The organism is Deltaproteobacteria bacterium, from assembly GCA_020848745.1.
Taxonomy (GTDB): Bacteria; Desulfobacterota; Binatia; order UTPRO1; family UTPRO1; genus UTPRO1.
Genome location: JADLHM010000025.1, coordinates 15,372 through 34,580, shown reverse-complemented (window position 1 = coordinate 34,580; position 19,209 = coordinate 15,372). Strand labels below are relative to the sequence as shown.

Genomic DNA, 19,209 nt, shown 5'->3' with positions numbered 1-19,209 from the left:
GGACCGCTGGCGAATGCTCGCGCGCCATGGCCGACGCGGCGTACCGAGCCATCATCCGGTTCCCATGGCTCGTACTGGCGGTGGTGGCGGTCGTGACGGTGCTGCTCGGCGCGGGCGCGCGGCATCTGCGCGTCGACAGCTCGGTCGGGACGCTGCTGCCGCGCGACGATCCCGGCCAAGCGCTCTACGCCCAGGTCATCGAACGGTTCGGCAACGACGAGATCGACATCGTCGGCGTGCTGGCGCCGGACGTGTTGTCGGCCTCCACGCTCGAGAAGATCCGCACGGTCACGACACGCGTCGCCGCGATCGACGGCGTCGCGCAAGTCATCAGCCTCACCAACGTCCGTGATCCGATCGCCGACGTCTTGAACCCGCCGCTGCTGATCCCCGAGGTCCCGAAGACGACGGAGGCGCGCGATCGGCTGCGCGCGCGCATCAAGGACAATCCGCTCTTCGCCGGCAACCTGATTTCTCCGGACAGCCACGGTGCCGCGATCAACGTGTTCTTCGAGGACGACGAGCCTGGCGAGGAGGCGGCGCAACGGATCGACCGCGCGCTCGAGCAGATCCTCGCCGACGCCTACGACGAAGCGAGTCCGGAGCGGTTCTACATGACCGGACTCTCCCACCTGAAAGTGAGGGGCCTCGATCTCATGCGCCGGGATCTGGCCGTGCTCACGCCGGCCAGCCTCGCGCTCATGATCGCGGTGCTGTTCTTCTCGTTTCGTACGCGTCGCGGCGTCGTCTTGCCGTTGCTCTGCGTGCTCGTCGGCGTGCTCTGGACGATGGGCGTCATGGGATGGATCGGGGAGCCGATCTCGCTTGGGACACTGGTGCTGCCCTCGCTCCTGATCGTGATCGGCAGTTCGTACGCTACGCACGTCGTCGCGCGCTACTATCTCGAGCTCGAGACCCCGACGGGCACGGAGCATCCCGTGCATCGCGCGCTCCGGCAAGCGGGACTGCCGGTGTTCATCTCCGGGCTCGCGACCATGATCGGCTTCTCCGCGTTGCTCCTGAACTCGATTCAGGCCGTACGGGCGCTCGGGATGTATTCGGTGATCGGCATTACGTTCTTGTTCCTGCTGGCCATGACGTTGGTCCCCGCGCTCATCATGGTGATGCCGGAGCGCCGCTACCGCCGGGTGCCAGCGGAAGGAGAGCGGGGCGGCCTCGGGCAGGCGCTTTCGCGCCTCGCGCAGATCGACATTCGCCATCGGCGCGTCATCTTCATCGTCGCCGCCGGCCTCGTGGCGCTGTCGGTCATGGCGTTGCCGCGTATCGAGGCGGACACGAACTTCCTCGCCTACTTTCCGCGTGATTCGCCCGTGCGCTTCGCGCACACCGCGATCAGCTCGCGGATCGCCGGCGCCCTGCCCTTCTACGTCGTCGTCGGAACGGGCCAGCCGCAGTCGATGCTCGACATGCGCGCGCTGCGCGAGCTGCGCGAGCTGCAGCGCTATCTCGAGAGCCTCCCCGGCGTCAGCCGAACGGTGGCCTTCACCGACTACCTCGACCTCCTCGACGCGGGCTTGCGCGCGAGCGGCGACATCGTCGTCGACGAGCAGGGCAACGAGGTGAAGCCCGCGGATGTGAAGAGCTTCTGGGACGACCCGAGTCGCCTCGGCGAGGTGCTCGCGCTCGTTCGGCAGAATCCCGATACGTTTCGATCGGTCATCGCGCGCGACTTCGGGCAGGCAAACGTCCTCGTGCGCACCCGCTTCGAGACTTCCACGGAGATTGCCGAGGTGGTGAGCCGCATCCGCGCGTGGGCGGAGCAGCACCCCGGCATGCCGGCCGAGCCCACCGGCAGCATCATCCTCTTGAACGGGACGACCGACGACGTGGTGTGGGGGCAGGTGAAGAGCGTGAGCGTGGCGCTCGCGGTGATCTTCGTCGTGATGTCGCTCTTGTTCCTGTCGGCCAAGGTCGGGTTCATCGCGATGCTGCCGAACATCGTGCCGGTGATGTTCTTCTTCGGGATCCTCGGGTGGTCGAACATCATGCTGAACATCGGCACCAGCATCATCGCGGCGATCGCGCTCGGGATCGCCGTCGACAATACGATCCACTACATGGTGCGCTTCAACCGCGAGCTGCAGGTGACCTACGACGAGCGGCAATCGCTGTCCGCCGCGCTCAGCACGGTCGGCCGGCCGATCGTGTACACCTCCGTCGCCTTGACGCTCGGATTTCTCGTGATGCGTCTCTCGGACTTCGTGCCGATCCGCGACTTCGGCAGCCTGTCGGCCGCGACCATGCTCGCCGCCTTGGTGACCAACGTCGTCTTGCTCCCCGCGTTGCTCGCCCAGACGCGGATCGTTACGCTCTGGGACCTGTTGTTCGTGAAGCTCGGCAAGGATCCTCACAAGACGGTGCGGCTGTTCCATGGCCTGCGCCGCGCGCAGGCGCGGATCGCCGTCCTGCTCGGCCGCTTGCAGAACGTTCCGGCCGGCGAGGCGGCCGTTCGTCAGGGCGAGCTCGGGGAGGAGATGTACGTGATCATCAACGGTCGTGCCGACGTCGTCGTGCAGGGCGCCGACGGACGCCGACGGCTCGTGCATCAGCTGAAGCGGGGCGACGTCTTCGGTGAGATGGGGCTCGTCCGGCGACAGCAACGGACCGCCGACATCATCGCCGTCGAGGATCTCGAGCTACTGGCAGTCGACCAACGGTTCCTCGAGCGCCTCCAGCGGCGCTATCCGCGCATCGCGGCCACCGTGTTTCTCAACCTGACCCGCATCCTCAGCGACTACGTCGAGCGCACGACGGACCGGCTCGCCGCGGCACGGTGACGCCGTGCCGCGCCCTTCTTCGCACGACGACGCACCGAATGCCGGAAGCACCGCGGTGCGTGCGGCGCATGAGCTCGCGAGCGGTTGGTACGAGTACGGCTGGTTCGGCGGACGGGCCAACGAGCTTGACGACCACCGCCACGTCGCGTTTCCTGTCCACAGCGTGACGGTTGAAGAAGACCGCCTGTCGTTTCGCTTCGACTTTCGCGGCGCCGTCGTGAGCGGGCGGTTCTACGGCCGATCGTTCACGGGAGTCTGGCGACAGAGCACCGGCGACGGCGAGGTCGTGCTGGAGTTCGCGCCGGACTTCAGGACGGCCGAGGGGTGGTGGACGTGGCCGCGGGGACCCGCGCGCCATCGTGCCTTCATTCGCCGGCGGGCGGCGGTGGAGCTCGGCGATGACTGAGGACGCGCTCGTTGCCGCGATGCGGTCCCGCGGCGCCGCGCTCGTCGCCGAGGCGGAGCGCCCGGTCGCCGCGCATTTCGGCGATGCCGTGGCGGAGTATGCGGCGATGCGTGATGCGGCGGCCGTGGTCGAGTTGCCGTGGATCGAGCGCCTACGAGCGACGGGCGCGGATCGGATCGGATTCCTCCAGGGGATGCTGTCGAACGACGTCGTGAAGCTCGCGCCCGGGAGCGGCTGCCGCGCGCTGCTCTTGAGCGAGCAAGGCAAGGTCGTCGGCGACCTCGTCGTGCTCGCCGGCGAGGACGTGATCGCGCTCGATGGCGTCGGCGCGGCCTCGACGGTGCGCACGGCGCTCGAGCGGTTCGTCGTGGCCGACGACGTGGATCTCGTGCCCGCGGCGCCGGGGTACGCGTTTGCGTTGCTCGGTCCGGACGCGTCCGACGTGCTCGCCAGGCTCGGACTTTCCGCGCCCAACGACCCCTGCGCGCACGCGCCGGCCGCGATTGCGGACGGCGAGCCGCACGTCGTGCGCATGTCGATGCCCGGGGCGGGCGGGTTCCTGTGCCGCATCCCATCGGCCGGGGCTGCGGTGTGGTGGGACCGCTGCGTCGCGGCGGGCGGACGCCCCGCGGGCACCGATGCGTTCGAGGTGCTGCGCATCGAGGGCGGCGTTCCGCGCCACGGCCGTGACGTCCTGGTCGACACGCTGGCGCTCGAGGCGCCCTACGAGGCGGCGATCAGCTTTCGCAAAGGGTGTTATCTCGGTCAGGAGGTCATGGAGCGGGTCACGGCGCGCGGGCATGTGAACCGAAGGCTCGTCGGCATCGAGGTCGAGGGCGAAAGTGAAAGCGTTCCCTCGCCGGGCGCTCGTCTCTTCGTGGGCGATCGCGAGGTCGGATGGGTGACGAGCGCCGGGCGATCGTGGCGGCTCGGCCGAACGATCGGTCTTGCATACGTCCGCCGCGGGCATTTCGAGCCGGGCAGCGAGCTCGCGCTCGGCGTCTCGGGCGGGTCGGCGGTGATCGTGCGTGCGTTGCCGTTTCCCGCCTAGACGCGGGCGCTGATCCGCAGCGTCGAGCCCCCGAGCCGCGTCAGCTCGCGGTACGTTTCGGTGGCGCTGCGCTCACTCGCGAACGTGCTCAAGTCCTCGGGCGTGTCGAGGTCGAGCTCGAACCGGGCGTTGCGCACGATCGTGCAGGGAAGGCCGGCCCGTTCGGCGGCCGCGACGTGACGTTCGAGGCTTCGGCCGCCGAAAGACGGCGGGAATACGGTGGAGGGCGTGCGGAGCATGGCGTTCGTTCCCGTCCCTTCCTTCGAGGGGACGACCAGGGCGCCGTGCGCCGGGGCGCGGTGAAGGAGATCGTCGATGTCCGCGGCCTGCACGAGCGGCACGTCGGACAGGACGACGAGCGTGCTCGTGGCGCCGAGCCGCGCGGCCGTGTCGGTGCCGAGCGTGACGGCGGCGTTCAACCCGCGTGGTGTCCCCTCGTCGACGACGACCGCACCGGCTCGGCGTGCGTGCGCGGCGAGCGTCGGGTCGGCGGTCACGACGACGGCCGCCTCGACCGCGCGCGCCGTCGTGAGGGCGCGGAGGACGTCGAGGAACATGGCGGCGGCGAGACGCGCGCGCTCCGCGTCCGAGAGGAGGGGTGCGAGCCTCGTCTTGGCGAAGGCGAGCGGCTTCGCGGGAAGCAGGGCGATCTTCACGACCGGTTCCTCGGGTGGCGCTGCACTAGAAGGGGCCCCTGTGCGAGTCAAGCGCGCCGCTCGGGGGCGTGCTTCGCTTGCGGCCTCTCGGCGCCGCATGTAAAGAGCCGAACCGCATTTCGGACATGCGTTCGTAGCCTGGCAACATGCGCATCGTGGCAGGTATCGCGCGCGGACGGCGGCTGCGCGCTCCCAAGGGACGGCTCGTGCGTCCGACCGCCGATCGGGTGAAAGAGGCCGTGTTTTCGATGCTGGAAAGCCGTGAGAGCTTCGAGGGGTGCGCCGTGCTCGACCTGTTCGCGGGCGCGGGGACGCTCGGCCTCGAAGCGTTGAGCCGCGGCGCTCGTGAGGCGGTGTTCGTCGACCCGGCGCGCGCCGCGAGCGAAGCCATCACGGCCAATCTCACGGCCACGGGCCTCGTCGGCGAGGTTCTGACGATGCCGGCGGATCGTGCCATCAGGCACCTTGCCGCCTCGGGACGCCGCTTCGATCGGGTGTTCATCGACCCGCCGTACGGCCAGGGGTGGGTCGAGCGCACGCTGGCGGCGCTCGACGAGTCGGAGCTCGTCGTCGACGGGGGGTGGGTCGTGGTCGAGCACGGTCGCGGCGAGCCGGCGGCCCGGACTGTCGGGCGGTTCTCGCAGGAGCTCAACAGACGATATGGGGATACGAACATCGCGTTCTACCGCGCCGGCGCTTCGCGGACGGGTGAGCATGCCGGCGCGTAAACGGAGAGGTGCCGATACGAGCGTCGCCGTCTACGCCGGCTCGTTCGACCCGATCACCAACGGCCACGTCGACATCATCGAGCGCAGCCTGCAGGTGTTCGATCGCGTCATCGTGGCGGTCGCGTACAACATCCACAAGGACAGCGCGATGTTCACGCCCGACGAGCGGGTGAAGATGATTGCGGACGTGTTCCGACGCTACGGCGGTCGCGTGATCGCCGATCGCTTCAACGGACTGCTCGTCGACTACGTGGAGCGGATGAACGCGAAGGTCATCATCCGCGGGCTTCGCGCCGTGGCCGACTTCGAATACGAATTCCAGATGACGATGATGAATCGGCATCTCAAATCGAACCTCGAGACGATCTTCATGATGGCGGGCGAAGCGCATTTCTATACGAGCTCGCGTCTTGTCAAAGAAGTCGTTACGTTGGGCGGGGACGTCGAAGGTCTGGTGCCGGACGTCGTGCTGAAGCGACTCGAGGAGAAGGTCCGCCGTTCGTGACGCGCGTGAATCGTCGACACGGGCCGTTCGCCTTGACAAGGTGGTACCCCGTCAGTAGACGAGAGCGAATTGCGTCGCCGGCGCGCTCCGGCGAGTTGCCGGCACCAGGGGGGCGTGGCGGGTCATATGTTGGCACATCTTCTGCTCGAGCCCGGGAAGATCTCTTACGAAGAGGTCGATACGCCCGTACCCGGGCCCGGTGAGGTCGTCGTGAGGGTATCGACGGCGCTCACCTGCGGAACCGACCTCAAGGCCTTTCTGCGCGGCCATCCGAAGATGCCGATGCCGACGCTTTTCGGGCACGAGTTCGCGGGTGACGTCGCGTTCGCGGGGAAGGGCGTCCGCGGCTTCCGTGAGGGCGATGCGGTGATGGCGGTGCCAACCGCTCCCTGCAAGACCTGCTACTACTGCCGACACGAGCAAGAGAATCTCTGTACGACTGTCATGGAGAACATGGTGCTCGGGGCCTACGCCGAGTACGTGAAGCTGCCCGCGGCGGTCGTCGAGACCAACATGTTTCCGAAGACGGACTCGCTCGGGTACGCCGAAGCCGCGCTTCTCGAGCCGCTGTCGTGCGTGGTGCATGCGATCGACCGCCTGCGGGTGCGAGCGGACGACACCGTGCTGATCATCGGCGCGGGAGCGATCAGCCTGCTGCATCTGTTGGTGCTGAAGGCGTCGGGTGTGCACGACGTGATCGTGCTCGGACGGCGTCAGTACCGTGCGCAGATGGCCGAGGATCTCGGCGCCAAGGTGATCCTGGCGTCCGAGCCGGACCAGGCGCAGGCAGAGATCCTCGACGCCACCCAGGGCCGCGGTGCGGATGTCGTGATCGAGTGCACGGGACAGCCGAGCGTGTGGGAGCAGGCCATCCACTACGCGCGGCGCGGCGGTACCGTCGTGCTGTTCGGCGGTTGCCCGTCCGGCACCCGCGTTTCCTTCGATACGGCGCGACTGCACTACGATCAGATCACGCTGATGAGCCCCTTCCACTTCACGCCGCGCGACGTGCGCAAGGCACAATCGCTGCTTGGCGAAGGACACATCGACGGTCGTCCGCTGATCACCGGGACCTACTCCTTTCCGGAGCTGCATCAGGTGCTGAGCCTTCTGCAGCAAGGTCAGGGCATCAAGTACGCGCTCGTGCCGCAAGGCGCGTGATTCACGTTCGCTCGCGGAAGGCGCCGCGCGCTCTCCCATGATCCCCCGCACCATGCGTGCCGCTCGCCTCGACCGGGATCTCTCGGTCGACGTCACCGAGATGGACGTACCGCCGCTCGGTTCCGGCGAGATCCTGGTGCGCACGCGCGCGTGCGGGATCTGTACCGGCGACATCATGGGCTGGTACATGCAGCGCAAAGCGCCGCTCGTCTTCGGGCACGAGCCCGCGGGCGAGGTGGCGGCGGTCGCACCCGACGTCGTGGACTTCCGGCCCGGCGAGCGCGTCTTCGTGCATCATCACGCGCCGTGCATGACCTGCCGCTTGTGCGCGCGCGGCGAGTACGTGCAGTGCCTCGCGTGGCGTAGCGGCAAGCTCGTTCCCGGCGGCATGGCGGAGTACTTCGCGGTGCCCGCCGGTCAGGTGAGCGCCGATACGTTGCGCTTGCCCGCGCACGTGACGTTCGCCGACGCCGCGCTGATCGAGCCGCTGGCATGCACGGTGAAATCGATCCGTCGCGCGGCGCTGCGTGGCGGCGAGCGCGTCGTCGTGATCGGGCTCGGGATCATGGGGCAGCTCCACGTGGTTCTCGCGCGTCATGCCCGTGCGGCGCAGGTCATCGGCCTCGACCGGGTGCCGTTCCGCCTCGACCGCGCGCGCGAGCTCGGAGCGCACGCGGTCGTCCACGTCGACGAGCGCGACCCGGTGGAAGCCGTCGGCGAGCTCACCGGGGGCGACATGGCCGACGCCGTGATCATTGGACCGGGCAGCGTCGAGGCCATGGAGCTCGGGATTCGCCTTGCCGGCCGCGGCGCGACCGCCGTCTTCTTCACGGCGGGTCGACCCGACGATCGCCTCGCGATCGTTCCGCACGACCTCTACTTCCGGGAGATTCGCCTGGTGCCGAGCTATTCGTGCGGGCCGAACGACACGCGTGAGGCGCTCGACCTGATCGAGCGCGGCGTGGTGCGGCGGGCCCAGGTCGTCACGCACGAGTTCCCGCTCGAGCAGGTGGCCGAGGCGTATCGGACGGCCGCGATGACGTCCGCCCTCAAGACGATCGTCACGTTCGACGCTTGAAACAAAAAAGGCGGCTGTCCCGAAGGACGCCGCCCTTTCTGAACTCCATGTTCAGGACCCCGAGTCGCTACTTGCGCATATGCTTCATGAAGATGGCTTCGGCCTTCTGAGCCGCCGCCTCGGCGCGACGGGCCGCGTCCTCGACACGGCCGGCCGCCGCCTCGGCGCGCGACGCCGCGGACTCGGCCTTCGCAGCGGCCGCCTCGGAGCGGTCCGCCGCCGACAGCGCCTTCGACGAATCCTTCGCGCAACCCATGCCGAGCGTCGACGTCAGCATGATCGCGGCCGCGACTCCGGCAACCCTGATTTTCCCGTTCCGCATCGTTCTCACCTCCTTGGAATTGCACGCCTCACGACGTTGCTCCAACTCGATTGCGTTTGGCACAGAATATCAACGGTCGCAAGCTGACGCCGACCGCCTATGCCGCGTCTTCGCCTCATCCGCGGTCAGTAGTCGTCTCCGTAGTCTTCCTCGCCTCCGCCGGCGGGCGCCCCGCTCTTCTTCTCCGGCTTGTTCGCGATGGCGGCCTCGGTGGTGATCAGGAGGCTCGCGACACTCGCGGCGTTTTGCAGGGCCGACCGCACCACCTTGGCCGGATCGATGACGCCCGCTTTCGCCAGCGGCTCGTACGTGCCGGCGAGGGCGTTGTAGCCGAAGTCGTCCTTGCCTTCCCGCACGCGGTTGACCACGACCGACGGCTCACCCCCGGCGTTGTGCACGATCTGTCGGAGCGGCTCTTCCATCGCGCGCCGAACGATACCGACGCCGACCGCGAGGTCGCCCTCGACCTTGACATCCGCGAGCGCGCTCTGCGCCCGCAGGAGGGCGACGCCGCCGCCGGGGACGATGCCCTCCTCGACCGCCGCTTTGGTGGCGTGCATGGCGTCGTCGACGCGCGCCTTCTTCTCCTTCATCGCGACCTCGGTCGCAGCCCCGACCCGAAGCACGGCGACGCCTCCGGCCAACTTGGCGAGCCGTTCCTGCAGCTTCTCGCGGTCGTAGTCCGAGGTGGTTTCCTGGATCTGGGCGCGAATCTGGGCGATGCGCGCCTGGATCGCGTCCTTCTTGCCCGCGCCGCCGACGATGGTCGTGTTGTCCTTATCCATCACGAGGCGCTTGCACCGCCCGAGATCGTTGAGCGTCACGTTCTCGAGCTTGAGGCCGAGCTCTTCGGCGATCACCTTGCCGCCGGTGAGAATCGCCATGTCTTCGAGCATCGCCTTGCGGCGGTCGCCGAATCCCGGGGCCTTCACGGCCGCGCACTTGAGGCTGCCCCTGATCTTGTTGACGACGAGGGTGGCGAGGGCTTCGCCTTCGATCTCCTCGGCGACGAGCACGATCGGCCGGCCGCTCTGGGCGATGCGCTCCAGGAGGGGCACGAGGTCGCGCATATTGGAGATCTTCTTCTCGTGGAAGAGGATGTAGGGCTCGTCGACCTCGACCAGCATCTTTTCGGCGTTGGTGGCGAAGTACGGTGACAGGTAGCCGCGATCGAATTGCATGCCCTCGACGACATCGAGGGTGGTTTCGAGTCCCTTCGCTTCCTCGACGGTGATCACCCCCTCCTTGCCGACCTTGTCCATCGCCTCGGCGAGGAGGCTGCCGATCGTGGCGTCGCCGTTGGCGGATACCGTCCCGACCTGCGCGATGCGCTCGCGGTCCTTGACCGGCTTGCTCTGGCTCTTGATGTGCTCGACGGCGCGCTCCACCGCGAGATCGATGCCGCGCTTGAGGTTCATGGGGTCGTAACCGGCGGCGAGTAGTCGGAGGCCTTCGCGGACGATCGCCTGTGCGAGCACGGTCGCGGTCGTCGTGCCGTCGCCGGCAACGTCGGACGTCTTGCTCGCGACCTCGCGGACCAGCATGGCCCCCATGTTCTCGAACTTGCCTTCGAGCTCGATCTCCTTGACGACCGTGACGCCGTCTTTGGTGATCAAGGGCGCGCCGAAGCTGCGCTGGAGGAGGACGTTTCGGCCACGCGGTCCGAGGGTGACCTTCGCGGCGTCGGCGAGCACGTTGACGCCGGCCAGGATGCCGTCGCGGGCTCGATCGTGCAGATGGACGGTCTTGGCGCCCATGAGAGAACTCCTTTCGAGTGTCGTGGTTGGTTCCGAGAGAGCGCCGCGAGTGTAAGCATTCCGATCGCGCATGCAAGAGCCCGGATCGCGGATGTTTCCGTCGCATCCTCGCTTGCACTGCCACAACGCTTCGGCTACAGCAGGCGCAATTTGCGCCGTTCACGATGATCGATCCGAGGCGCTTGACGAGGTTCCCCATGAGAGGCGGGTTGGTCGCGGCACTGCTGTTGCTGGCAGCGTCGACGGCGCAGGCGCAAGCCCACGAGAACGCGCGGTACACGTTCGGCGGAGCTGCCGAACAGGGGACATTCGTGCTCGACAGCCAGACCGGCCGCGTGTGGCGCTACGATCGCGTGGACGACGCTTGGTATCTGTACGATCTCGAGGCGCTCGTGCGGACCCCGCGCGGGGAGTCGGGACGGGCGCAGCGTGACGAAGGCGACAAGGCGGCGCCGGACAAGGAGCGCACCGAGTAGTCCGCGCACCGTCGTCGCTCGGCGCGCTCCGGCCTCATGGGAGGTCGCCGCGGTGGGCGGTGTCGAGCCAGCCGCTCGGTGCGATGGCCTGCGGCGCCACCAGCGGCACCACGGCGAGCAGGCGGCCTTCCTGCTCGACGACGAGCTCCCCGACCGCCTGGCGTACCTCGACGGGGGCGGCGATCTCCGCCGGCAGCTGCAGCCGAAAGGCGAGCGCCGGCGGCGAAGCCTGTTGCGTGGTGAGCGCCCATCCTTCGGCGGCGACCGCCTTGAACGTGGGGATGATTCCGCCGCGCACGCGCACCGTCGGCCCGACGGCTTGCCCCTCGTGGACGAGCTCGATCCGCCGGTAGCGCTGAAAGCCGTGGGCGATCGTCGCTGCGAGCTCGTCCGTCGAGCGCGGCCCGGTCGCTACGACGAGGAGCTCGAGGCCGTCGCGTTCCACCAGTGCGAGGCGCGCGGTCGCCGCCGCCGCCGTCGGGGCGACGGTCGGTTCGACGGCGATCAAGGGATCGGTGGCGCGCACGATAAGTCCGCCGTTCGAGATCGGCACGCCATCGAGGTCGAGCCGTCGCCGCAACTCGGCGTCCGTCACCACGATCAACGCCAGGCGCCCGAGCTCGCGCGCGGTGGTCGCTCCTTGCTGACCCGCACCGCCGCCGCTCGTGAGGGACGCCGCGAAGGGCCAGTCGTTCGCGACGCTCGTGTGGGCGAGGCCGAGCCGTTTGGCGAGTTGCTGCATGCGGGTGAGGCACCGCCCGATGCTCGGACCCGCCGCCCAGGCGAGCGTCTTCGCCGCCGTTCGCGAGTCGCTGAGAAGGAGCAGTTGCAGGAGCTCGCCGACCTCGACCGGCTCCTGGGCGCTCAAACGGGGTCCGCGATCCCCGGCCACCGGCAGTACCGTCACGCGGTCCGCGAACGAGAGGTCGCCGGACGCGATACGCTCGCGCAGTACGGTGACGAGCAACAGATCTGCGATGCGACCCGGCGGGATCGTGGTGTCCACGTCGGAGGCTTCCAGGAGGCGGCGATCCGCGACGTCGAAGAGCATGTGACCGGCGTCGGCGCGGCCCACCCACCCGAACACGATCGCTGCGATGACGAGCGCTGCGCGTTGCCTCCTGAACATTCGCATCCACCCCTCTCCGCGCTGCCGCGGACCGATCGAGCGGGTCGCCTACCATACGATCGATGGACCGGGCAACGCGGCTCTTCGCGCCGCCTGCACGTTGACAGTGCGTCGTGCAGGCGCGCACAATCGCGCCCGTTGGGAGATCGTCAGGACCGGTACGCGATGGAGGTCACGTGCTCTCGTACTTCCGTCGCGTCGACGTACACGTGGGTCTTCCGCGACATGGTCGCGGAGGACGTGCCCGAAGTCGTGGCGATTGAGCGCGTCTCCTTCGCGCATCCCTGGACGGGTCCGCTGTTCCTCCAGGAGCTCGCCGTGCGCTTCTCCCGTATCCGGCTCGCGTGTGATGCCGACGGACACGTCGCCGGGTACGTTTGCCGGTGGGTCGTCGCCGATGAGATGCACGTATTGAACGTGGCGGTCGATCCCCGGGCGCGCGGCCGCGGCCTCGGGGCGGCGCTCATGCGCGAAGTGATCGAGGAAGCGCGGCGCCACGGCGCCGAAGCGGTGACGTTGGAGGTCCGTCGCGGCAACGACGCCGGCCGTCGCTTGTACGAGCGGTTCGGTTTCGAGCAAGTCGGCGAGCGGCTCGACTACTACGGGCGGGGCGAGGACGCCCTGATTCTCCGCCTGCCGCTGCGCGATGGCTGAGCCCCGTCTCGCGGTCGACGTCGGAGGCGGCCTGACGTTGCGCAATCCCGTGATCGCCGCGTCCGGGACCTTCGGATACGGCCTCGAGTTCGCCGGGGTGATGGACCTCACCGCGATCGGCGCCATCGTGGTGAAAGGGCTCTCGCTGGAGCCGCACCGCGGTCACCCCGCGCCCCGGATCCTGGAGACGTCGGCGGGTATGCTGAACGCGATCGGGCTCCAGAACGTCGGTGTCCGCGCGTTCGTGGAGGAGAAGCTCCCGCTGCTCCGCGAGATCGACACGCCGATCGTCGCCAACTGCTGGGGACACGCGCCCGAGGAATTCGCGGAAGTGGCGGCGCGGCTCTCGGACGCCGAGGGGCTCGCGGCCGTCGAGATCAACGTGTCCTGTCCGAACAAGCGGGAATGGGGGCGGATCATCGCTACCGATCCCGACCTCACCCGGCAGGTCGTCCGCTCGGTGCGGGCGCGATGTCGGCTGCCGCTCTGGGTGAAGCTCTCCCCGAACGTCACCGACATCACCGCGTTCGCGAGCGTCGCCGAGGAGGAGGGCGCGGACGCCGTGAGCCTCGTCAACACCTTCCTCGGTCTCGCCGTCGACCTCGAGACCCGTCGGCCGGTGCTGACGAACGGCACGGGCGGTCTGTCGGGCCCCGCCATCAAGCCCATCGCCCTGCGGATGGTCCACGACACGGTGCGGGCGGTGAAGATCCCCGTGATCGGCATGGGCGGCATAGGCGACGCCGACGATGCGCTCGAGTTCCTTCTGGTCGGGGCCAAGGCGGTCCAGGTCGGCACGGCGTCGCTCACGGACCCGCGGGCCACCGAACGCATCGCGGCGGGGATCGCGGCCGGCCTCCGGCGCCGCGGTTGCGCCGACGTGAATCAGTGGATCGGTACCTTGCGGGCACCAGCGGGAGGATGACTTACGCGCTGCCGGCGTGGCGGAAGCTCAATGGAGTTAGATAGTTAGGACATCCGCTGCACCGAAAAACGATTGACTTACGGCCCGGGCTCCGCTACACTCGGAAACTGCGGTTTCGGTCCCAACGGAGGAGCCAGCGTGACCAATACGTTCAAGGTCGGTGAGAAGGTCGTCTATCCGGCGCACGGCGTCGGCGTCATCGAGAGCATCCAGACGAAGACGATCTCCGGTACCGCCCGCAAGTTCTACATGCTGCGCATTCTCGACAGCGACATGACCATCATGATCCCGACGGAGAACGTCGGGAGCGTGGGTCTGCGCCGCATCATCGGCCGCGACATGGTCGCGAAGGTCTACAAGATCCTGCGGGACAAGAAGGTCGAGATCGACCAGCAGACGTGGAATCGCCGCTACCGCGAGTACACCGAGAAGATCAAGACCGGTTCGGTCCTCGAGATCGCCAAGGTGCTGCGCGACCTCTTCGTCCTCAAGGGCGACAAGGAACTGTCATTCGGCGAGCGCAAGATGCTCGACACGGCGCGCAACCTCCTGGTGAAGGAGCTCGCGATCGCCAAGTCGCACTCCGAGGACAAGATCATGGAGGAGCTGAAGACGATCTTCGCCCATTGAGGCGTGGATCCGATGTCCGACGTCGAGGTCATCCTCGTCGCGGGGGGTACCGGACGGCGCTTCGGCGGTGCCGTTCCGAAGCAGTTCCAGCCGCTCGGCGGACGTCCGATGCTCGCGGTGGCGGCGAGCCGCTTCGTCGGCGTTCCCGACATCGCGCGTCTGATCGTCGTCGTCGCCGACGAGGAGCGCGAACGCTGCGCGCGGATGCTCGAGTCCCTCGCGTTGCCCATCCGGTTCGCGTCGGCCGGTGCGGAGCGGCAGCGCTCGGTCGCGAGAGGCATCGCCGCGCTCGACCCGAGCTGCGCGATCGTGGCCGTGCATGACGCCGCGCGTCCGCTCGTGCGCTCCACCGACGTCGCTGCGTGTATCGCCGCGGCGCGGACGACGGGGGCCGCGATCCTCGCGACGCCGGTGCTCGATTCGGTGAAGCGCGTGCGCGACGGGCGGATCGTCGCGACCGTTCCGCGCGCCGATCTTTGGCTCGCGCAGACACCGCAAGTCTTCGCCGCCGATCTGCTCCGCCGCGCGCATGTCGAGGCCCCGCGCGACGAGGTGGCGACCGACGATGCCGCACTCGTCGAGCGCCTCGGCGTCGAGGTGGCCATCGTGCCGGGGCACCCGAGCAACCGGAAGATCACGACGCGGGAAGATCTGGCCTGGGCGGAGCGCGTGCTCGCGGCTTCCGCTGGCTGAACTTTCTTCGTCAGGGGTGCACTCGTCCGCTGAGCCCCGCGTTCAGGCTGCCGGACCGGAACCCCTGCGGATCGATTTCCACGGACGCGAATCCCGCCGCGCGGACGACGGCCACGAGCGCGGTCCGGAGCGTGGAATCCGCGAGGTGCGGCAGCTCGGCGGCGTCGATCTCGACGCGCGCCAACGTGCCGTGGAAGCGGACGCGGAGCGTCCGAAAACCGAGCGTCCGGAGTCCGTCCTCCGCGGTCGCCACCATGCGCAGGCTTTCCGGTGTGATCGCGGTCCCGTACGGAAATCGGGACGACAGGCACGGGCTGGCGGGACGGTCCCAGCTCGCGAGCCCGTGCGCCCGGCTCAAGGCGCGTACGTGCTCCTTGCCGATGCCCGAATCGACCAGCGGATGGCGGACGCCGCGCTCGTCCGCCGCGCGCAGGCCCGGCCGGTAGTCGGCGAGGTCATCGGCGTTCACGCCGTCGATGATGGACGCGATGCCGAGCCGCCGAGCCTCCGCGGCGCAGATCTCGTAGAGGCGGTTCTTGCAGAGGTAGCAGCGGTTCGTCGGGTTGGCGGCATAGCCCGGCACTTCGAGCTCGTTCGACGGGATCAGCAGGTGTCGCACGCCGAGCGAGCGCGCGAGCGCGACCGCGTGCGACGTATCGTGCTCGGGATTCGTCGGCGAGACGGAGGTGAGCGCGGTCAGGCGGCCGCCGAGGACTTCGTGGGCGATCCGCAGGACGAACGACGAGTCGACGCCGCCCGAGAAGGCGAGCAGCGTCGCGCCGAGTTCGTTCAGGCCGGCGCGTAGCGCGGCGAGCTTGGCCGCGAGCGCGTCCTCGCGCATGGGTCAGATGCCTTCGGCGTGGAAGAGGTCCGTCGTGAGGTAGCGCTCGCCCGTATCGGGGAAGACCGTCACCACGATCTTCCCGGGGCCGAGGCGCTTCGCGATCTCCAGCGCCGCGACGCACACCCCGCCGCACGAGATGCCGCCGAGGATGCCTTCTTCGCGGGCGAGGCGGCGCGTGCAGGCGGCTGCCGCCGCGTCCGTCACGGCCATCACCTCGTGGTACACCTTCGTGTTGAGGATCTCGGGCACGAAGCCGGCGCCCCATCCCTGGATCGTGTGGAATCCGGGCTCTCCACCCGAGAGCACCGGGGAGGCGGCGGGCTCGACGGCGACGACGAGGATCCCGGGCACGTGCTCGCGCAACACCTCGCCGACGCCCGTCACCGTGCCGCCCGTTCCGACGCCCGCCACGAAGGCGTCGATGCGGTCGAACTGTCCGAGAAGCTCGCGCGCGGTCGTTCGGCGGTGCACTTCGGGGTTCGCCGGATTCGCGAACTGCTGCGGCATGAAGTAGTCGGGGTGCTCGGTGACGATCTCTTCCGCTTTGCGGATGGCGCCGTGCATGCCACGGGTGTCGGGCGTGAGCACGAGCCTCGCGCCGTACGCGGTCAGCAGGCTGCGACGTTCCTCGCTCATCGTGTCCGGCATCGTGAGGATGAGGTGGTACCCTTTGATCGCGCATACGAGCGCGAGGCCGATGCCGGTGTTGCCGCTGGTCGGCTCGACGATCGTCGCGCCCGGTCGGAGCCGGCCCGTGCGCTCGGCCTCCTCGATCATCGCGAGGCAGATGCGGTCCTTCACGCTTCCGCCCGGGTTGAACGACTCGAGCTTCGCCCAGATCTCCGCGGAGCCTTGCGGGACGATCCGGTTCAATCGCACGACCGGGGTGTTGCCGACCAGATCGAGGAGGGAGTCGGCGGTGACCGCGGACGACGACATGAGCGGCGGATGATAGCCGTCGTTTTCCGGACCAGTCAACGCGACGCGACCCGCGGCGTGAGGCGCTGAGTGCGTCACATGGTGCTCTATCCGGGCGCGCTCGGAGACCTCTGCATGCTCGCGCCCGCGCTCGCCGCGATCGCGACCCGCGGGGAGCGCGTGGAGCTCTGCGTGCAGCGCGCGCTGCTCCCCGTCGCGCGCATGGTGCTCCCAGACGCCGAGCTCGGGCCGCCGATCGACGGCGCGGCGATGGCTTCGCTCTTCGGGGGCGCGCTCGACGCGTCGCTCGCGGAGCGACTGCGGACGGTCGATCGCGTCCACGCCTGGCTGCGACGGGGCGACCGCGACGGTGCGGTGTCGCGTCGGCTGGCGGCGCTCGGTGTTCCGTTCGCGCTCCACGAGGTTCCGCGCGCGGACGCGCCGCACCATGCGAGCGTCGACTACGCGACCGCGCTCGGCGTCGTGCCGCGCGTCGGCGTACCGCGCGCGACGGCGCCGCCGTCGTCGCTGCCGCTTCCGTGGCGGGGGCCGGAGGCGCGCCGCCTCGTACTGCACCCCGGCGCGGGCGCTCCCGGGAAGGTGTGGGCGCTCGAGGGCTTCCGCCGCGTCGCCGATGCCTGGGAGGCGGCGGGCGGCGAGGTCGTCGTGCTGCTCGGCCCGGCGGAGGAGGCACGCGCCGGCACGTGGCGCGCGTTCGGACGGCCGCCGCTCGTCCACCTCGCCATCACGGATGCCGCGGCGTTGATCGCGAGCGCCCCGCGCTGGCTCGGCAACGATTCGGGCATGAGCCACCTCGCGGGTGCGCTCGCGCGCGCCGGCGTGGTGCTGTTCACGGAGACGCGGGCGGCGCGCTGGCGCCCGCTCGGCGGCCGGCTGGAGGCGGTCGAGGTCGGGCGACGCGCCCTCGACGCGGTCGTACGCGAGGTCCGGTCGCGTCTCGGTTCGCTCAAAGCGCCACCGTAGCTTGACACCCCCAAGCCCCGGCATTAGCGTCCCCGCGAATCCATCGCATGGTCACATTTGCCGCGCCGGTGCGGGTGCTCCGCGTCCTCCGCCACTCGCCCCGATCCGGCGTCTGGCCGAAACACCCGCCCGGGATTCGTCATCGCGTCATCGAGGTCGCCCCATGAACAATACGTTGCGTACGACAGTGCTCCTCGCCGCGCTCACCGGATTGATCGTCTGGATCGGGCAGTTGCTCGGGGGGCCCCAGGGAGCTGCGACGGCCCTCGTGTTCGCCGCGGTCATGAACTTCGGAAGCTACTGGTTCTCCGATCGGATCGTCATCGCCATGTACGGCGGGCAGGAGATTCGCGAGCAAGACGACCCCGAGCTGTACGCCATCGTGAAGACGTTGGCGCAGCAGAACCAGATGCCGATGCCGCGGCTCTTCCTGATCCCGAGCGAGTCGCCGAACGCGTTCGCGACGGGCCGGAACCCGCACCATGCGGCCGTTGCGGTGACGGCGGGCATCCGCCGACTGCTCACGCGGCGCGAGCTGCAGGGCGTGCTGGCGCACGAGCTCGCCCACGTCACCAACCGCGACATCCTCATCAGCTCGATCGCCGCGACGCTCGCGGGCGCGATCATGATGCTCGCCCGGATGGCGCAATGGGCGATGCTGTTCGGCGGCGGCCGCCGCGAGGAGCGGGACCAGGGCGGCGGCGCGCTCGGCCTCGTCGTCACGATGATCCTCGCGCCGCTCGCCGCGATGCTGATCCAGATGGCGATTTCGCGGTCGCGGGAGTTCCAGGCGGACGACACCGGCGCGCGGCTCGTGCGCGATCCGGAGGCGCTGGCCTCGGCGCTGCGCAAGATCGCGGGCGGTTCGGCCGCGATCCCCCTCGACGCGAGCCCGCAGACGGCGCATATGTTCATCGTCAATCCGCTGCGCGCTTCGATGCTGCAGAATCTCTTCAGCACTCACCCGCCGCTCGAGCAACGCATCGAGCGGCTGCAACGGGTCGCTGCCGAGCTCGGGCACGCGGCCAGGTAGACGCCAAGATGGGCAAGGACGAAGAAGGGCAGCCGTCGCGCGGCTTCAAGGTTTCCGATCGGCGTCGGTTCGTGGACGGCGCGGAGCCGGCCGAAGAGAAGCGTGGGGCACCGGCGCCCGAGCCCGTGTCGGCGGCCGCGGCCGAGCCGCAGCGCCCCGCGGACGGCGAGCCGCCGCCGCACGAGATCAACTTCACGACGTTCGTCATGGGCCTCTCCACGCAGGCCCTCATGCACCTCGGGGAGATTCCGGGTCCGGAAGCGCCGCACGGATCGGATCTGTCGGCCGCGAAGCAGATGATCGACCTGCTCGGTGTCCTGCGCGACAAGACGACGGGCAATCTCGAGCCCGCCGAGGACCAGCTGCTCTCGTCGATGCTCTACGATCTGCGCATGCGCTACGTCGAGGTGTCCCGTAAACGCTAGCCCCCGCATTCGGGTAGTTCGAGAGGCGGTGTGCTG

21 protein-coding genes are annotated in these 19,209 nt (G+C 69.0%); 15 read left to right on the top strand and 6 right to left on the bottom strand.

Features of this window, described 5'->3' with window-relative positions:
• Nucleotides 1–26: 26 nt before the first annotated feature.
• From IT293_03575 to IT293_03565, 3 genes are read left to right on the top strand one after another with little or no spacing between them, the layout of a single operon-like run.
• A complete protein-coding gene (locus tag IT293_03575) occupies nucleotides 27–2,798 on the top strand; it encodes an MMPL family transporter (protein MCC6763720.1) in 2,772 nt (923 codons plus the stop codon).
• Between the two features lie 55 nt (nucleotides 2,799–2,853).
• Nucleotides 2,854–3,204 carry a hypothetical protein gene (locus IT293_03570; protein MCC6763719.1) on the top strand — a complete coding sequence of 117 codons (351 nt, stop codon included), beginning with the start codon at nucleotides 2,854–2,856 and terminating at the stop codon, nucleotides 3,202–3,204.
• Nucleotides 3,197–4,255: an aminomethyl transferase family protein gene (locus IT293_03565; protein ID MCC6763718.1), complete on the top strand. Its 1,059-nt coding sequence runs from the start codon at nucleotides 3,197–3,199 to the stop codon at nucleotides 4,253–4,255. The genes IT293_03570 and IT293_03565 overlap by 8 nt, the downstream gene beginning before the upstream one ends.
• Here the strand turns inward: IT293_03565 and cofC are convergent.
• On the bottom strand, nucleotides 4,252–4,911 hold the full coding sequence (gene cofC, locus IT293_03560; protein MCC6763717.1) for a 2-phospho-L-lactate guanylyltransferase: 660 nt from the start codon (nucleotides 4,909–4,911) through the stop codon (nucleotides 4,252–4,254). The genes IT293_03565 and cofC overlap by 4 nt on opposite strands.
• Nucleotides 4,912–5,057: 146 nt before the next feature.
• Here cofC and rsmD point away from each other — a divergent pair, with 146 nt between their 5' ends.
• From rsmD to IT293_03540, 4 genes are all read left to right on the top strand, one after another.
• Complete coding sequence (rsmD, locus tag IT293_03555; protein MCC6763716.1) at nucleotides 5,058–5,639, top strand: 16S rRNA (guanine(966)-N(2))-methyltransferase RsmD; 582 nt, start codon at nucleotides 5,058–5,060, stop codon at nucleotides 5,637–5,639.
• Nucleotides 5,626–6,144: a pantetheine-phosphate adenylyltransferase gene (coaD, locus tag IT293_03550; GenBank protein ID MCC6763715.1), complete on the top strand. Its 519-nt coding sequence runs from the start codon at nucleotides 5,626–5,628 to the stop codon at nucleotides 6,142–6,144. The genes rsmD and coaD overlap by 14 nt, the downstream gene beginning before the upstream one ends.
• Nucleotides 6,145–6,354: 210 nt before the next feature.
• Nucleotides 6,355–7,305, top strand: coding sequence for a zinc-binding dehydrogenase (locus IT293_03545; GenBank protein MCC6763714.1), 951 nt, complete (start codon nucleotides 6,355–6,357; stop codon nucleotides 7,303–7,305).
• A 37-nt stretch (nucleotides 7,306–7,342) separates the two neighbouring features.
• The gene (locus tag IT293_03540) at nucleotides 7,343–8,383 is read left to right on the top strand and encodes an alcohol dehydrogenase catalytic domain-containing protein (protein MCC6763713.1); all 1,041 of its coding nucleotides are present in this window, start codon (nucleotides 7,343–7,345) and stop codon (nucleotides 8,381–8,383) included.
• Nucleotides 8,384–8,450: 67 nt separating this feature from the next.
• Here IT293_03540 and IT293_03535 read toward each other — a convergent pair whose 3' ends face one another.
• The gene (locus tag IT293_03535; protein ID MCC6763712.1) at nucleotides 8,451–8,660 is read right to left on the bottom strand and encodes a hypothetical protein; all 210 of its coding nucleotides are present in this window, start codon (nucleotides 8,658–8,660) and stop codon (nucleotides 8,451–8,453) included.
• A 170-nt stretch (nucleotides 8,661–8,830) separates the two neighbouring features.
• Complete coding sequence (gene groL, locus IT293_03530) at nucleotides 8,831–10,462, bottom strand: chaperonin GroEL (protein ID MCC6763711.1); 1,632 nt, start codon at nucleotides 10,460–10,462, stop codon at nucleotides 8,831–8,833.
• Between the two features lie 197 nt (nucleotides 10,463–10,659).
• Between groL and IT293_03525 the strand changes: the two genes are divergently transcribed.
• On the top strand, nucleotides 10,660–10,938 hold the full coding sequence (locus IT293_03525; GenBank protein ID MCC6763710.1) for a hypothetical protein: 279 nt from the start codon (nucleotides 10,660–10,662) through the stop codon (nucleotides 10,936–10,938).
• A 34-nt stretch (nucleotides 10,939–10,972) separates the two neighbouring features.
• On the opposite strand, the gene IT293_03520 is transcribed toward IT293_03525, so the two are convergent.
• Nucleotides 10,973–12,073 carry a serine hydrolase gene (locus IT293_03520; GenBank protein ID MCC6763709.1) on the bottom strand — a complete coding sequence of 367 codons (1,101 nt, stop codon included), beginning with the start codon at nucleotides 12,071–12,073 and terminating at the stop codon, nucleotides 10,973–10,975.
• A gap of 246 nt (nucleotides 12,074–12,319) precedes the next feature.
• Between IT293_03520 and rimI the strand changes: the two genes are divergently transcribed.
• The 4 genes from rimI to ispD all read left to right on the top strand — a co-directional run bounded on the left by rimI (nucleotide 12,320) and on the right by ispD (nucleotide 14,969).
• Nucleotides 12,320–12,721: a ribosomal protein S18-alanine N-acetyltransferase gene (gene rimI / locus IT293_03515; GenBank protein MCC6763708.1), complete on the top strand. Its 402-nt coding sequence runs from the start codon at nucleotides 12,320–12,322 to the stop codon at nucleotides 12,719–12,721.
• Nucleotides 12,714–13,646, top strand: coding sequence for a dihydroorotate dehydrogenase (locus IT293_03510; GenBank protein ID MCC6763707.1), 933 nt, complete (start codon nucleotides 12,714–12,716; stop codon nucleotides 13,644–13,646). The genes rimI and IT293_03510 overlap by 8 nt, the downstream gene beginning before the upstream one ends.
• Before the next feature lie 138 nt (nucleotides 13,647–13,784).
• Nucleotides 13,785–14,276 carry a CarD family transcriptional regulator gene (locus IT293_03505; protein MCC6763706.1) on the top strand — a complete coding sequence of 164 codons (492 nt, stop codon included), beginning with the start codon at nucleotides 13,785–13,787 and terminating at the stop codon, nucleotides 14,274–14,276.
• Between the two features lie 12 nt (nucleotides 14,277–14,288).
• Entirely contained in the window at nucleotides 14,289–14,969 is a 681-nt protein-coding gene (gene ispD, locus IT293_03500; GenBank protein MCC6763705.1) for a 2-C-methyl-D-erythritol 4-phosphate cytidylyltransferase, read from the top strand.
• 10 nt (nucleotides 14,970–14,979) lie between these two features.
• Here ispD and larE read toward each other — a convergent pair whose 3' ends face one another.
• Both larE and cysK read right to left on the bottom strand, forming a co-directional pair.
• The gene (larE, locus tag IT293_03495) at nucleotides 14,980–15,810 is read right to left on the bottom strand and encodes an ATP-dependent sacrificial sulfur transferase LarE (GenBank protein MCC6763704.1); all 831 of its coding nucleotides are present in this window, start codon (nucleotides 15,808–15,810) and stop codon (nucleotides 14,980–14,982) included.
• Between the two features lie 3 nt (nucleotides 15,811–15,813).
• A complete protein-coding gene (gene cysK, locus IT293_03490) occupies nucleotides 15,814–16,752 on the bottom strand; it encodes a cysteine synthase A (GenBank protein ID MCC6763703.1) in 939 nt (312 codons plus the stop codon).
• A gap of 78 nt (nucleotides 16,753–16,830) precedes the next feature.
• On the opposite strand from cysK, the gene IT293_03485 reads away from it, so the two are divergent.
• The 3 genes from IT293_03485 to IT293_03475 all read left to right on the top strand — a co-directional run bounded on the left by IT293_03485 (nucleotide 16,831) and on the right by IT293_03475 (nucleotide 19,173).
• Complete coding sequence (locus IT293_03485; GenBank protein ID MCC6763702.1) at nucleotides 16,831–17,715, top strand: hypothetical protein; 885 nt, start codon at nucleotides 16,831–16,833, stop codon at nucleotides 17,713–17,715.
• A gap of 163 nt (nucleotides 17,716–17,878) precedes the next feature.
• The gene (gene htpX, locus IT293_03480) at nucleotides 17,879–18,748 is read left to right on the top strand and encodes a zinc metalloprotease HtpX (protein MCC6763701.1); all 870 of its coding nucleotides are present in this window, start codon (nucleotides 17,879–17,881) and stop codon (nucleotides 18,746–18,748) included.
• A gap of 8 nt (nucleotides 18,749–18,756) precedes the next feature.
• Nucleotides 18,757–19,173 (top strand): DUF1844 domain-containing protein, encoded by a 417-nt coding sequence (locus IT293_03475; GenBank protein MCC6763700.1) that lies wholly within the window; start codon nucleotides 18,757–18,759, stop codon nucleotides 19,171–19,173.
• The last annotated feature ends 36 nt before the right edge of the window (nucleotides 19,174–19,209 follow it).